The sequence below is a fragment of the Pseudomonas sp. S3E17 genome, from assembly GCF_024168685.1.
GTDB lineage: Bacteria > Pseudomonadota > Gammaproteobacteria > Pseudomonadales > Pseudomonadaceae > Aquipseudomonas > Aquipseudomonas marginalis.
On the sequence record NZ_JALJWE010000001.1, the window covers coordinates 2,444,358 to 2,457,841 of the forward strand.

Annotated in this window: 13 protein-coding genes and 1 pseudogene; 6 read left to right on the top strand and 8 right to left on the bottom strand. The window is 59.4% G+C overall.

All coding sequences use genetic code 11. The features are described from left to right. Positions 1-14: 14 nt before the first annotated feature. Positions 15-887 carry a LysR family transcriptional regulator gene (locus J3D60_RS10600; protein WP_253493986.1) on the bottom strand — a complete coding sequence of 291 codons (873 nt, stop codon included), beginning with the start codon at positions 885-887 and terminating at the stop codon, positions 15-17. Between the two features lie 135 nt (positions 888-1,022). Between J3D60_RS10600 and J3D60_RS10605 the strand changes: the two genes are divergently transcribed. Then, entirely contained in the window at positions 1,023-1,796 is a 774-nt protein-coding gene (locus J3D60_RS10605; protein ID WP_253491360.1) for a glucose 1-dehydrogenase, read from the top strand. Between the two features lie 14 nt (positions 1,797-1,810). Further along, entirely contained in the window at positions 1,811-2,863 is a 1,053-nt protein-coding gene (locus J3D60_RS10610) for an L-idonate 5-dehydrogenase (RefSeq protein WP_253491361.1), read from the top strand. A gap of 3 nt (positions 2,864-2,866) precedes the next feature. Here the strand turns inward: J3D60_RS10610 and J3D60_RS10615 are convergent, their stop codons facing one another. The 4 genes from J3D60_RS10615 to J3D60_RS10630 all read right to left on the bottom strand — a co-directional run bounded on the left by J3D60_RS10615 (position 2,867) and on the right by J3D60_RS10630 (position 6,566). Next, entirely contained in the window at positions 2,867-4,120 is a 1,254-nt protein-coding gene (locus J3D60_RS10615) for an ATP-grasp domain-containing protein (RefSeq protein WP_253491362.1), read from the bottom strand. Then, complete coding sequence (locus tag J3D60_RS10620; protein WP_253491364.1) at positions 4,117-4,989, bottom strand: EamA family transporter; 873 nt, start codon at positions 4,987-4,989, stop codon at positions 4,117-4,119. Before J3D60_RS10620 ends, J3D60_RS10615 begins: the two co-directional genes overlap by 4 nt. Before the next feature lie 64 nt (positions 4,990-5,053). Beyond that, positions 5,054-5,620 (bottom strand): phosphoribosyltransferase family protein, encoded by a 567-nt coding sequence (locus J3D60_RS10625; protein WP_253491366.1) that lies wholly within the window; start codon positions 5,618-5,620, stop codon positions 5,054-5,056. Continuing rightward, a complete protein-coding gene (locus J3D60_RS10630) occupies positions 5,607-6,566 on the bottom strand; it encodes a cysteine synthase family protein (protein WP_253491368.1) in 960 nt (319 codons plus the stop codon). Before J3D60_RS10630 ends, J3D60_RS10625 begins: the two co-directional genes overlap by 14 nt. A 252-nt stretch (positions 6,567-6,818) precedes the next feature. Between J3D60_RS10630 and J3D60_RS31360 the strand changes: the two are divergent. After that, positions 6,819-6,914: pseudogene (locus tag J3D60_RS31360) on the top strand (hypothetical protein); the annotation flags it as partial. Between the two features lie 3 nt (positions 6,915-6,917). On the opposite strand, the gene fetB reads toward J3D60_RS31360, so the two are convergent. Next, positions 6,918-7,712 (bottom strand): iron export ABC transporter permease subunit FetB, encoded by a 795-nt coding sequence (gene fetB / locus J3D60_RS10635; protein ID WP_065940241.1) that lies wholly within the window; start codon positions 7,710-7,712, stop codon positions 6,918-6,920. Continuing rightward, positions 7,709-8,386 carry an ATP-binding cassette domain-containing protein gene (locus J3D60_RS10640; RefSeq protein WP_253491370.1) on the bottom strand — a complete coding sequence of 226 codons (678 nt, stop codon included), beginning with the start codon at positions 8,384-8,386 and terminating at the stop codon, positions 7,709-7,711. The genes fetB and J3D60_RS10640 overlap by 4 nt, the downstream gene beginning before the upstream one ends. Before the next feature lie 131 nt (positions 8,387-8,517). Between J3D60_RS10640 and J3D60_RS10645 the strand changes: the two genes are divergently transcribed. From J3D60_RS10645 to J3D60_RS10655, 3 genes are all read left to right on the top strand, one after another. Beyond that, positions 8,518-9,594, top strand: coding sequence for an aldo/keto reductase (locus J3D60_RS10645; protein WP_253491371.1), 1,077 nt, complete (start codon positions 8,518-8,520; stop codon positions 9,592-9,594). 310 nt (positions 9,595-9,904) lie between these two features. Further along, entirely contained in the window at positions 9,905-11,113 is a 1,209-nt protein-coding gene (locus tag J3D60_RS10650; protein WP_253491373.1) for a DUF1835 domain-containing protein, read from the top strand. A gap of 135 nt (positions 11,114-11,248) precedes the next feature. Continuing rightward, on the top strand, positions 11,249-12,073 hold the full coding sequence (locus J3D60_RS10655; protein ID WP_253491375.1) for a 5'-nucleotidase, lipoprotein e(P4) family: 825 nt from the start codon (positions 11,249-11,251) through the stop codon (positions 12,071-12,073). A 7-nt stretch (positions 12,074-12,080) separates the two neighbouring features. Here the strand turns inward: J3D60_RS10655 and J3D60_RS10660 are convergent, their stop codons facing one another. After that, complete coding sequence (locus J3D60_RS10660) at positions 12,081-13,427, bottom strand: OprD family porin (RefSeq protein WP_169899039.1); 1,347 nt, start codon at positions 13,425-13,427, stop codon at positions 12,081-12,083. Positions 13,428-13,484: the final 57 nt, after the last annotated feature.

The window sequence follows — 13,484 nt, forward strand, 5'->3', positions numbered from 1 at the left end:
ACCGGGTGAAACAATCACTCGCCAAACAATTCGACGATCAGCGTAAACAGCGTGGTTTTCACTGCACTGTCCAACTCGGTCCAGGCCAACCCCGTGCGCGCCTGGAACGCCCCCAACGCCAGTGGCCGCGACACGCAATTGGCCGGCAACGCCCGCGCGGCCTGCTGCGGCAAGACGCCGACGCCCAATCCGGCGCAGACCAGCGCGAGCATGGTGGTGAACTCGCCCAGTTCGGACGCGATCTGCAAAGGAATGCCCACGGCCTGGATAAATTCGTCGTAGAACCCCGGCGCATAGCGCCGCGCGAGGATGTACACCGGCACGTCGAGCAGGTCGCCGGGCTGGATCGAATCCTGCGTGGCCAACGGATGATCCATCGGCAGGGCCACGCAGAACGGCTCGCGCAGCACCACGCGGGTTTGCACCCCGGGGTAGGCGGCGGGCAGGCGCATCAGGCCGAAATCCAGGCGATCATTCTTCAGCGCGGCGGCTTGATCGGGGCCGGGCATGTCCTTGAGTTCCAGCTCGATCCGCGGGTAGCGCTGATGCACCGTGCGGATCAACGCGGGTAACAGGTGCGGCAATACCGACGACACAAAGCCCAGGCGCACCCGGCCGATTTCCCCTCGGTTGGACGCCCGCGCCGCCTCCGCCGCCCGCGCGGCCTGGTGCAGGGTCGCCTGGGCTTCGGGCAGGAACACCCGACCGGCATCGGTCAAGGTCACCGAGTGGCGATTGCGGTCCAGCAGGCGTACGCCCAGGCCAGTTTCGAGCAGCTTGATCTGCATGCTCAGGGCCGGTTGCACAATCGACAACTGCGCCGCCGCCCGGCCGAAATGCAGCTCCTGGGCCAGTACCACAAAGGCGCGCAAGTGCTTGAGTTCCATCGAGCCTCCCCGGTTATCACCGATATTGATCAGCCGATCATAAATGAACATTGGACCTGCGCCCTACACCGGAGTGAAGTTAAGCCCATCAGCCAATGGTTTGATTATCACAAGCGCGTCCGGAGAAACCTGCCCATGCAAAGCGTTCTAGATACCTTTCGCCTCGATGGCCGGCTGGCGCTGGTCACCGGCTCCAGTGCCGGTATCGGCCTGGCCATCGCCCGAGGCCTGGCCCAGGCCGGTGCGCGGGTGGTGCTCAACGGGCGTAACCGCAGCACCTTGCGCGACGCGGCCGCGCTGCTGACCCTTGAAGGCCTGGAGGTGCACACCCAAGCGTTCGATGTGACCGACAGCGCGGCGATCCAGGCCGGCGTGGCCGCTATCGAGGAACGCCTCGGGCCCTTGGACATCCTGGTCAACAACGCCGGCATGCAGCGCCGTGGGCCGCTGGAAGACTACAGCGAGCAGCACTGGCGCGAGCTGATCAGCACCAACCTCGACAGCGCCTTCCTGGTCGGCCAGGCCGTGGCGCGGGCGATGATCCCGCGCAAGCGGGGGCGCATCATCAATATCTGTTCGGTGCAAAGTGAATTGGGCCGCCCGGGCATCGCGCCGTATGCAGCGAGCAAGGGCGCGCTGAAGATGTTGACCAAGGGCATGGCCATCGACTGGGGCCCGCACGGGCTGACGGTCAACGGTATCGGCCCCGGCTACTTCAAGACCGAGTTGAACGCCAACCTGGTGGCCAACCCCGAATTCAGCGACTGGCTGGTGCAGCGCACGCCGAGCCGCCGCTGGGGCGACGTCGCCGAGTTGGCCGGTGCGGCAGTGTTCCTGGCCAGCGATGCCGCGAGTTTCGTCAACGGTCATATCCTCTATGTCGACGGTGGCATCACCGCGTCGCTGTAACCCTGGAGAACCTTATGCACGCCATTGTCTGCCACGCCTCAAAAGACCTGCGGGTCAGCCCCCAGGACGAACCCCATAGCCTGGGCCCCGAGCAACTGCGCGTGCGCATCGCCCGCGGCGGCATCTGCGGCTCGGACTTGCACTACTACCAGCACGGCGGCTTCGGCACCGTGCGCCTGCGCGAGCCGATGGTGCTCGGCCACGAAGTGTCGGCAGTGATCGACGCCGTGGGCTCCGACGCCGACCGGTTCAAGGTCGGCCAGCGCATCGCCGTATCGCCGTCGCGTCCCTGCGGTGCTTGCCGTTATTGCCATCAAGGCCTGCCCAACCACTGCCTGGACATGCGCTTCTACGGCAGCGCGATGCCCTTCCCGCATATTCAGGGCGCGTTCCGCCAGAGCCTGGTGATCGAGACGCATCAGGCACATCTTTTGGCCGATCATGTCAGCCTCGCCGAAGGTGCACTGGCCGAGCCGTTGTCGGTGGGGTTGCATGCGATCCAACGGGCCGGCGCAGTATTCGGCAAACGTGTGCTGGTGACCGGTTGCGGCCCCATCGGCAACCTGCTGATCGCCGGGCTGCGCGCCGCCGGTGCGGCTGAAATCGTCGCGGTGGACCTGTCCGCCAGCGCCCTGGCCTGCGCGGAAAAAATGGGCGCCACGCGCACCCACAACATTGCCGACGGCATCGACGCGCTCAAGCGCTACACCGCCGAGAAGGGTTACTTCGAGGTGATGTTCGAAGTCTCCGGCAGCGCCCAGGCCCTGCGTAACGGCCTGGACTGCATCGCCCCACGCGGCGTGCTGGTCACGGTCGGCTTGGGCGGTGAGGTGTCGCTGCCGCTGAACCTGCTGGTCAGCCGCGAGATCGACCTGCGCGGCACCTTCCGCTTCCACAGCGAGTTTGCCCAGGCGGTGGACTTGCTCAATCGCCAGGTCATCGACGTGCGCCCGGTGATCTCCCACACGGTGCCGTTCGAGCAGGCGGTGCAGGCGTTTGAACTGGCAGCGGACAAGACCCAGGCGATGAAGGTGGTGCTGGATTTTGGCGTGGCGGACGTGGAGTAAGGCCTACCCGCTTTCGGTCAGATACCCCCCCTCGACCTCAAATGCGCGAATCCTAAGGTAATCTGCGGCGATCACCTTAGGATCGACATGAACCAGATACACCGTCCCCGGTTGACTGAACACGTCCTGCGTCGCACCAATTTGTTGTCCATTCTCGACGTAGAAAACTGCATCGAAGAAAGACTCAAGTTTGAGCAGCTCTTTCAAAAATAGATCCTTATCGAAACAGCCATTTGAACGGTTGATCAGGCAGACATTATAGGTATGTTGCAACAGTGGAGAGTCGGCCTCCCTTGCCAGCAATTGTGCAAAAAACTCCGGCTCGGCGATGGATAAAGCCACAGCTTCAATCTGCCCCAGACCGGTGGTTTGCCTGGATACACCGGGACGCAGAATACCGTCGGTTCGCGCAGCAACTTCTACCAGTTTCGGCCCCTCTGCGGTGAACATGACTTCTGCATGACTGGGGCCGTTGCGAATACCCAGACACCGTACCACTGCCCGAGTGTAATCCACCAGCAGCGGGTAAACCGATGAGTCAGGTCCAATCAACTCATCGATGTCATAGAGTACGCCACCCTCTTTTGTGCGCTGTTTTTGGTACCTCACGACCTCGGTAACGAGCTGTTGACCATTGAGTGAAACCATATTCACCACATATTCCGTCCCCGCCAGGTACTCCTGAATCAGCACCTGCGTATTAGGCAGGTTCAACTTATTCGTTGCTCCCAACAGCTTGCCCACCGCAGTCTCGCAGGCCTGCCTGTCCGCGCAGATAAACACACCGTCGGCGCCTGCGCTGTCGAGGGGTTTTACCACGAGAGGAAAGTGCCCATGGTCTTTGATCCAGCCGTCGGCCAACACCCAACTGCCTGCAACGAACTGTCGGGGTGCGGGCAACTGAGCCTGGGCAACACATTGAATCATGTCGTACTTGTTTCGGCGGGCATTGGTCTTGTCGAAGTCATTACGATAGGGCAGTTGCAGTCGTTCGTTTAACAGGTCAGCCAGAAGCACACCGGTTTCGGCACCGGCGATGATGAAGTCAGGCTTGAAGCATTCGACGCCCGCCAAGGTAGTCGTCATAGAGCCATTGACAATCATCTGCTCATAAATCGAATGATCGAAGCCCTTGTAGTAGTAACTGTCCAAGGCTCCCGTTGACGCCACATGCATGAGCACACAACCCTTTTCACTCAACCGCTTCGCCACAAATTTTCCCGAAGAAAAACCATCAACCACGACCACTCTAATCATGTTGCCTCCTTCCTGATTGCATACATCGCCCGCCCCAAAAGCAACAACACAATGACGCTGACCGCCACCACACTGGCCATGGAAAACTCCACTCTGGTATCCAGGTATTGGAGTAACAGTACAAAGACAGGAAGTGTCAGCAAAACCAGGGAGACATGAATAGGTGTGAGGTAGTAGATGGTTTTCTGAATCAGGTAAATCGGCAACAAATGCCCGATCACAACCAAGACCACCATCGGCAGAATCAATTCGCGGTCGAGCGAAAAACTCACCTCGGAAGCAGGAATTGTGATGACGCAGACACCAATCATCGCCACGCTCCTGACAGCCAGTATTTCATGGGTAGACCAATGGCGAGCGAACATCTCCTTGGAGAAAATCGTGTAAATGACGGTACCCAACGCGCAAACCATGACGCTGCCAATACCCAACAGCCGCTCCTCCACGGTAGTAGCGACCACACCGCTGTCACCGGCAAAGGAATTGAACAACATGATCCCTACCGATGTGAGCACCAGACATGAAACCAGCGTATCTGCGAAGGCAACCTTAGCACCGCGTTTATTCAGCAGCGAGATAATCAAGGTGAAGGCTGGGCCGCAGGCTACTGAGGCGACTCCGACCACTGCTGGCTCTAAATAACGCAACGCATAAAACAGGCCTCCCCAGTTGAGTAGAACTGCAATATTTACGATAAAGACAAACGGCCAACAGGATCTAAACTTTGAAACCAAAGAACCTGCATCGCGATACAGCGCGCACACGATAAAAAACACTGCCGACGTTGCAAAACAATAAAAAACAACGATCAGCGTATTGATCGATTGCGTAACATAAGCGACATACACATCGAATGCTGCACTGAGCAAGCAAAAAACCAAGCCAATTATTACGCCCAGTCTAAGCATATCTATCAACCGAAAAAATACCGACCTATGAAATCACGTTCACACCTTCGTCTCTAACCACTATTTTCATAATGGTTTTCACATCAATACCCGTTTGTTTTTTAACCTTTTCAGCGCCATTATTCTCCACCTTTTCAACGGCACAAATAACGTCCACTAATTCGCCACCAGCACCTTTCACTGCATTGACCAGCGCAATCACTGCGCCACCAGTACTCAACGTATCATCAATAACAGTTACGCGATCACCCGCATTAACGCCATTAAGATACATATCTCCTTGAAAATACTCTGACTGCACATTAACCACCTGCTCATTGATACCCCCCAGACTGTAGGAATACCATCTAGCCATTGCCATAGGAATACCTGTAAGCAAAGAAACCGTCGTAGCAAGTGCAGCACCTTTATCCTCTTCAGTTACAATTTTTGAAATATTAAAATCCATGAGCCTAACGATTTTTTGAGCCACCTCCATTAATACCTCCGGCCTTAATGCCGGAATTTGATCAGTAAACTCGTTTACGGTAGTCAATGCTGCACCAGAGTTCACAACTCTGGCATTCCTATAAACCTCTTCAAGTAACATCATTCACCTCACTGTATTCTGGATAAACACCATCCCAGCGACTTGCGTACTTCCATGAACTATCAAAAAACAAGGTGACTATATCTTTTTTGTGGAATGTTCGCGCAAACTCATCGCAGACCAGCAAGTTAGCACCGCAGGTCGGGCCAATTGGGATTTTTTCTTCGTCAATAAAAAGCTTCATTCGAGCCCATGCGTCTGAGCCTTTAATCACTCGGACCTCATCAACGAGTTCAGAGATTGTATTAGCTGACAAGATTCCGGCACCGAGTCCCATTAAATTATGAGGGCGATGTTCAAAAGCCAAGTGATGCCTTTCTGCAAACAATGGAGCAGAATTATTGACTTCAACCCCTACGGTTCTAATTTCGCTGTACTCTCGCTTCAATACCTCAGCAATACCAGAAAACGTTCCACCCGTGCCTATTGAGCAAACAAAAAAATCAGGCACTACGGCCTGCACCTTCAGGTCCCGTACTATTTCTTCACCACAGACCTCCCAACTTTGCCTGTTCAATAAATTGCTGGACTGGTCCAGAAAATAACTTTCTCTCGCCGAGTTCTCCGCTTGATAACGTTTCGCTCGGAGTACGGCTTCTGATAAAAAACCTTCTCTTGGCGTTTCAACTATTTCAGCCCCATAAGAGCGTATTTGAACTTTCCGCTCCTCAGTCATACCTTCCGGCATAAAGATTTTCACCTTATAGCCTTTTAGCCTTCCGATCCACGCAAGTGCTGCTCCACCATTCCCGGTAGAACAATCTATCAAGGTCATGCCCGGCCAAATGACGCCGGCCTCCTCCAATCGGCTAACAATATTTAGATAAGTCCTGTCCTTGTGACTTCCTGAGGGATTCAAAAACTCACACTTAGAAAAAACTTTGTTGCCATTTATCGAGAGTGTTTTCAACTCTACAAGTGGCGTACCACCGATATCTGCGAGCTCCATTCTGAAGTTCCCTTTCCTCGACATAGAATACTTGAACGCTAACAGATTACTTCCTAGACAAATAGCTAGCCGAACGGATAGGTAGTTTCAAACTCGAAGTAGCGACCTGAGTGTAGGATTTTTCTGCAAGCAATCCCTGCAAGAACTAACACATACAAAAAAACAATCAAGCACGCCCACCAGTGACTTACAGTCTCTGCTTATCAGCGATCGGACCGGTCGCGCGGTTTCTAGAATGGCGCGCAGTATCGCTTTAACATTGCCCGCAACAAGCTCGAGTGCAACCTCGAACCGTTGCGGCCGCACATCTGCGATGAAGATTCGATTGCTAAGGGTTGGAACACCTGAGGCTCAGACGCGCTCTTGCAAGCGCTCACGCAAAAACCGGTGGCTCCTGGAAAACAACCGCCGATAGGTCAGCAACACCGCCCCCACCGTACCCAACGCCGACGACGCGGCAATCAGGAACATGATCACGATCTGATAGCGCACTGCGTCCACCGGGCTTTCCCCCGCCAGCACCTGGCCGGTCATCATGCCGGGCAGGCTGACGATACCGACCACGGTCATCTGGTTCAGGGTCGGGATCATCCCCGCGCGTACCGCCTGGCGGATCGCTTCCTGGGCGGCCTCCCAGCGTGAGCCGCCGAGGGCCAGGATCATCTCGATGGTGTTGCGCCCCGAGGTCAGTTCCTGGGTCATACGTTCGATCCCCAGGGACACACCGGTCAGGGTATTACCGAGGATCATGCCGAGGATCGGGATCGCGTACTGCGGCTCGTACCACGGGTGGATGCGGATCACCGCAAACAAGCCCACTGCCGTCACCAGCCACGAACTGCCCCACACCGACAGGATGCTGTCGACCCTTTGCCCACGGTACGTCCTGCGCCCGCGCCCCGCCGCCGACAGCCCGGCGATCAGGGTCATTGCGCCCATCAACGGCAGCACCACATACCAGTAGGCGAACGCGAACACCCAGCCCAGCAGGTAACCGATGGCCAACAGTTGCACCACGGTGCGCACCGCCGCCCACAGCAACTGGCGGCCCAGGCCCAGGCGCAGCAGCAGGGAGAGCGCACCGTTGACCAGGATCAGCGAAGCGGCGATGCCCATGTCCAGGGCGGTGAGGTTTTGATAGTTCATGGCTGGGTCGCCTCGCTCAATACCCCGGCACTCATCTGCCAGTGGATGTCGCTCATGCGCCGCGCCTGGTCGAGGTCGTGGGACACCCAGACATAGGCGCGGGCGTTGTCGCCGGCAAACCAGGCACTGATCAACGCTTCCACATCGCGGGATGAGGTGGGGTCGAGGGCGGCGGTGGGTTCGTCCAGCAGCAGCACCTCGGGGTTGAGTTGCAGGGTGCGGATCAGCGAGACCACCTGGGCCTCGCCGCCCGAGAGGTCCAATGCGCTCTTGGTCAAAAAAGTCGCTGCCTTGCCGGCATGCCCCAGCAACGCGGTCACCGCTTGCGGGTCGAAGCGGCGCTGGCGCAGGGTCTTGAGGCTGAAGGGAAAACGCAGGTTGTCCTCTACCGTGCCTTCGAGCAGCGCGGGGCGTTGGGAGAGGTAGCTGATATGGCTGCGGTAATGGGGAATCTCGGCATTGGCAATCGGCTGGCCGTTCCACAGGACCTGCCCGCTGGTGGGTGCATCCAGCAGCGCCAATGCACGCAGCAATACGCTTTTGCCGGAACCGGAAGCGCCGGTGATCGACACGCGGTCGGCGCGGTTCAAGGTGAAATCCGTGGGCTGTAGCAACGGTACCTGCCGGCGTTCGTCCATGCGCGTGAGGGCGCGGGTTTCGATCAGTGCACTCATGGACGCGGTATTCCTCTTAAACCTGTTGGGCGCAATGGTGCGGCAGGCGCGGGAAGTTTTCATGAAAAAATTCAAACTATCGCCACCCACGTCGTTCAGAACTTCAGGTTCAACGTTAAGTAGGAGACGACATGCAATACCGACAACTGGGCCATTCGGGCCTGCTGGTATCCGAAATCATCCTCGGCACCGTGCCCTTTGGCGGTCGCGCCGAGTTTGAAAAATGCGGATCGGTAGACGTGCCCCAGGCCAGGCGCATGTTCGATATCGCGTTCGACGCCGGGGTGAATATGGTCGACACCGCCGACCTCTACTCCCACGGACTGGCCGAAGAAGTGGTCGGCAAAGCCTTGGGCGATAAGCGCAACGATATCCTGCTGGCCACCAAGGGCCGTAGCCCCGTGGACAACAACCCGAACAACTCAGGCTCGTCGCGCTACCACCTGATTCGTGCGTGCGAAGCGAGCTTGAAGCGCCTGGGCACCGACCATATCGACCTCTACCAATTGCACAATTGGGACGGCATGACCCCCATCGAGGAAACCCTCGAAGCCCTGCGGCTGTTGGTTGGCTCAGGCAAGATCCGCTACTTTGGCACCAGCAACTTCACCGCCTGGCAGATGATGAAAACCCTCGGCAAGGCCGAATTGCACGGCATGCTCAAGCCCGTCACCCAGCAGATCTACTACACCCCGGAATCCCGCGAGGCCGAGTACGAGTTACTGCCCCTGGCCCTGGACCAGCACGTGGGGACGCTGGTGTGGGGGCCGATGGGCGAAGGCCTGCTGACCGGTTCCACCCGGCGCGGGCAGCAGCCACCGGCCAATACCCGCCAGGGCAGCGGCTGGCCCGAACCCTACGTGCATGACCAGGAACGTGCGCTGGACATCATCGAGACCCTCGCCGCCGTGGGCGATGAACAGGGCGTGTCGGTGGCGCGCACCTGCCTGGCCTGGCTCAAGGACCGTCCGGGAATTACCTCGCTGATCGTCGGCGCCCGCACGGAAGCGCATCTGCGTGACAACCTGGCGGCCACGGAATTGAAACTCACCGATGAACAGTTCTCGCGTATTGAAGCGGTGACACGGCGCCAACCGTTGTATCCGTACTGGCATCGTTTTACTGCCGGGATTGATCGCTTCGACCCGGCAGAACAGCCGTTCCTGGCCGAGCACCAGAAGACCATGGATGCACGCAAGGACAAATAATCCAGAACAGCGTACCTGTGGCGAGGGAGCTTGTTCCCTCACCACAGGTTACTTTTGGCCCTTTCTACGTCTTCACTGACTGGCATGAGGGCAAATCCCCCTCGCACATGTAATCCCGTACAAACCCCAAAAAGAGTACGGCCTCGATCCCAAGTCCGATTTGCAATCAAACGCCGCAATGCCTATATTTTCCGCCTGGCGCTCTCTACGCCACCTTCCGCGGAAAGGGCTGCGCCCAGGACATTGAAGCTCTACCTCATTTCTACGACTCCCAACCTTAAAGCGGAAAAGGTTTGTGCAAGGAGATCGTATGTCGCAACGCCCTGTATCCTCCAACACCGATGGCCGTCTCAACCTTGAGCAGCAGCGCAAGCGCGCCAAGGAACTGTTGCGCCAGCTGAAAGCCCAGGACCCCGGCGCCACCCTGTCCCAAGCCCAATGGCAGATCGCCAGGCAACTGGGCTTCAGCAGTTGGCCCAAGCTCAAGGCCCATGTCGACGCCATTGACTTCGCCGCCCGCCATCCCGACTTTGCCGCCAGCGACGAAGCGCGCACCACCCACTGGCGCTGCGGCAATGACATTGCCCACAGCCTCCAGGTGGCCGGGTTCAAGGGCCGCTTCCAGATGCTCACCGACCCGCTGTGCATGGGCCCGGTGCGCGACGTCCCCGCCGCAGAATTCCGCGCCCTGCGCAGCGCGTTCATCAGCCAGGCCTTTGCCCTGCCCTTAGCGGACGTCACGCGCCGCGTCGACGATGAATACGATCAGCTGGAAACCTTGGCCAGTGCCGAGCACAGCGTGCTGTGGTGCGAGGCGGATGCCTATGACCAGTTGTTCCTGATCCGCGCCCTCGCCGGCCTGGAGCAGGTACCGCCCAGGCTGGAGCTGATCGAGGTGGATCGTATCCCCGGTGTCGAGCGCTTTATCGGTATCGGCCAGTTGGCTCCGGATGTATTGGCGTGGCTATGGCCACAGCGGCGCTTCATCGGTGACGATGCGGTGCAACTGGCCAAACAGGCCTGGTCGGCCTATTGCGACAGCTCACCGACCCAGTTGGCCGAGCTTGCCCATGGCAAACACCCGGCCCTGCCGTTGCTGGCTCCAGCGCTGTTGCGTCAGTTGCAGGAGTTGCCGGGCACCCAGGACGGCCTGTCGCTGACCGAACGCCTGGCCCTGACCTACCTCGCCGAAGCCGGGCCGCTGCCGTTTGGCCGTGTGTTCGCCGAGCTGATGGCCAGGCGCGACCCGTTGCCGTTCCTGGGGGACATGATGTTTCATGCGCTGTTGCGGCCGTTGATCGATGGCGAGCAGCCGTTGCTGACGGAAACCGAGACGCATCTGGACTGGCCCCGCCGCACGTTGTCGCTGACCACATTGGGCCATAGCGTGCTCAACGGACAGGCGTACTGGCTCGACCATGCCAGCCACGAACGCTGGGTGGGCGGTACATGCATCAGGCCCGGCCAACCGCACTGGATGATTGATGAGGCCCTGCGCCCCCAGTACAGAACACCGTGAAAAAACAGCCCGCCGTGCATCACGCACGGCGGGCTGTTTTAGTAGTCATCGGCGCCCAGGCTGAAGACGGTGGTGCATCAACGCCGAATCAGGCTAAGGTGCCGCCCACGCGCCCTTTCCCTGCGAGACCTCTGCATGCGACCCCTGATCTTCGCCAGCCTGTGCCTGCTGGCAGGCTGCCAACAAACGCCGCCGGCCAACGACCAGCTCGACGCCGTACTCTGGACCCAGACCTCCATCGAACACGAGTTGATCTATCGCCAGGTCTTCGCCCATGCCACCCGCCAGCTCGACGTGGCGCTGGCCGATCCCCGCTGGGACGCGCTGCCCTTCCCGCCCCGCAACCTCAGCGGCCTGCCGCCGGCGGTGGTGGTGGATATTGATGAAACCTTGCTGGACAACGTGCCGCTCAATGCCCGCGACGTCATCCATAACCAGGTGTATGGCTACGACCGCTGGAACACCTGGGTTGACCAGGCCAAGGCCCAGGCCCTTCCCGGTGCCGTGGCGTTCCTGCAAGCGGCGAAGCAAAAAGGCATCCAGGTTTACTACCTGACCAACCGCGAACACAGCCAGGTCGCGGCCACGGTGGCCAACCTGCGCCTGCGCGGTTTTCCGGTGGAGAGCAATCAACAGGTGCTCGCCGCCAGCACGCCTACCGGGCACTGCGAAAGCGCCGGCTACGGCAAGAACTGCCGCCGCCAATGGGTCGCCAGCCATGCTCGCGTGCTGTTGATGGCTGGTGATTCCCTGGGGGATTTCGTCCAGGCCGAACGCAACACCCTCGAGGCCCAGCGCAAGGCCGTCGAACCCTATGTGAACTGGCTCGGGCAGCGCTGGTTTTTGCTGCCCAACCCGACTTACGGCAACTGGTACAGCGCGCCCTATGGGGACGATGAAAAGCTGCCGTTCGCGCAGAAACGCCAGCTCAAGCAGCAGGCGTTGCAGTTGCAGGAGTAACGCCGACCTAGTGCAAGCGCCCGCCCAACGGGTACTCGACCGCCAGGCGGATCTGGTTGGCATCCAGTTCCGCCTGGGCCGCATTGCCCCGGTGCACGGCGTGGCGCAGGGTAAAGGCGAGGTTTTTCGCGACACCGGACTGCACCACGTAGCGTGCCTGCAGGTCGCGTTCCCAATGCTTGCCCCCATCACCATAGCCAAGCCATTGGTAGCCGCCGCGAGGATCCATGTGGCGGCCGTCGATGCCACTGCCGCGTACATACAACGCCGCCAGGCTCAGGCCGGGCATGCCATGGGCCGCCAGGTCCAGGTCATAACGGGCCTGCCACGAGGCCTCCCGTGGGGCGTTGAAGTCGGACAACGCCACGGCGTTGCTCAGGTAAATCGCCCCGCGCGTCACGTAGTCGAACGGCGTGTCGCCACTGACTTTCTGATAGCCCACGCCCACACTGTGGGCACCGAACCGATAGGTCGAGAGCAGGCTCCATGTGGTGTTATCGATGCGCCCGGACAACGCCTTGCCGGTGTCCTGGGTGCGATACAGGTTCAGGTCAACGGTCAGTGCCTGGCCGGGAAACAGCGGCCGGGTGTAGACCGCCCCCAGGTAATGCTGGCGCCAGGTGTCTTCATAGACAGCGCTGAACACGCTGGCGCTCAGCCCCTTGATTGCCGTATTGCGCACGCCCACCAGGTCAAAGCGATCGCCTTGCCTGCCATTGGAATAGTTGACGACAAACCCTCGGTCATGGCTGCTGGCGTTGCGGTCGGTGCTCTCATTGAAGTGCCCCGCGAACAGGGTGGTGGCCGGCAACTCGCGGCTGGTCAGCCACCATCCCGTCGCGGTTTCGGGCAGCAAGCGGCTGTCGGACGAGGCAAACACCGGGGTTTTCACCCGCTGCTCGCCGTAGCGCAATTCGGTGGAGGAAACGCGCAGTTTGGCAACTGCGCCACCGCGGCTGAACTGCTCCTTGGGGTGGCCGTCATTGTCCACCGCCAATAGCCGTGCCTTCCCGGCGCGCCCACCGCCACTGTCCAATTGCCAGGCGGAATAAACGTGGGCATCCAGGCCAAAACCCAGGGTGCCGGTGGTGAAACCCGAGGCGTAGTCAGCCATCAGGCCATAGGCCCATTCCTCCGCCAGGTCGCTGCGCTGGGATCGAGGTTTGTAGGCGTTGCGTGCGCCGTTGCTGAGGGCGCCATGCTGGTAGTCGCGGCGGTCGTAGACACTGCGGTTGAGCAGGTTCCACTGGCTGTCCTCGATAAAGCCGTTGGCGGTGTCTTGTTCGGCGGCGAAGGCGAGCAGGCTCTGCCCTCCCAGTGCCAATAGCAGGGTGCGGGTCGATAGCATCTTCACGGTTTGACTCCAGAACGTGTCAGGCAAAGGTGTTCCGCAGGGCGCAGAACACCGTTG

Bases quoted from the DNA above. Each gene is read 5' to 3' on its own strand.
- J3D60_RS10600 (WP_253493986.1), bottom strand. From the start codon at position 887: ATGGAACTCAAGCACTTGCGCGCCTTTGTGGTACTGGCCCAGGAGCTG.
- J3D60_RS10605 (WP_253491360.1), top strand. From the start codon at position 1,023: ATGCAAAGCGTTCTAGATACCTTTCGCCTCGATGGCCGGCTGGCGCTG.
- J3D60_RS10610 (WP_253491361.1), top strand. From the start codon at position 1,811: ATGCACGCCATTGTCTGCCACGCCTCAAAAGACCTGCGGGTCAGCCCC.
- J3D60_RS10615 (WP_253491362.1), bottom strand. From the start codon at position 4,120: ATGATTAGAGTGGTCGTGGTTGATGGTTTTTCTTCGGGAAAATTTGTG.
- J3D60_RS10625 (WP_253491366.1), bottom strand. From the start codon at position 5,620: ATGATGTTACTTGAAGAGGTTTATAGGAATGCCAGAGTTGTGAACTCT.
- J3D60_RS10630 (WP_253491368.1), bottom strand. From the start codon at position 6,566: ATGGAGCTCGCAGATATCGGTGGTACGCCACTTGTAGAGTTGAAAACA.
- fetB (WP_065940241.1), bottom strand. From the start codon at position 7,712: ATGAACTATCAAAACCTCACCGCCCTGGACATGGGCATCGCCGCTTCG.
- J3D60_RS10640 (WP_253491370.1), bottom strand. From the start codon at position 8,386: ATGAGTGCACTGATCGAAACCCGCGCCCTCACGCGCATGGACGAACGC.
- J3D60_RS10645 (WP_253491371.1), top strand. From the start codon at position 8,518: ATGCAATACCGACAACTGGGCCATTCGGGCCTGCTGGTATCCGAAATC.
- J3D60_RS10650 (WP_253491373.1), top strand. From the start codon at position 9,905: ATGTCGCAACGCCCTGTATCCTCCAACACCGATGGCCGTCTCAACCTT.
- J3D60_RS10655 (WP_253491375.1), top strand. From the start codon at position 11,249: ATGCGACCCCTGATCTTCGCCAGCCTGTGCCTGCTGGCAGGCTGCCAA.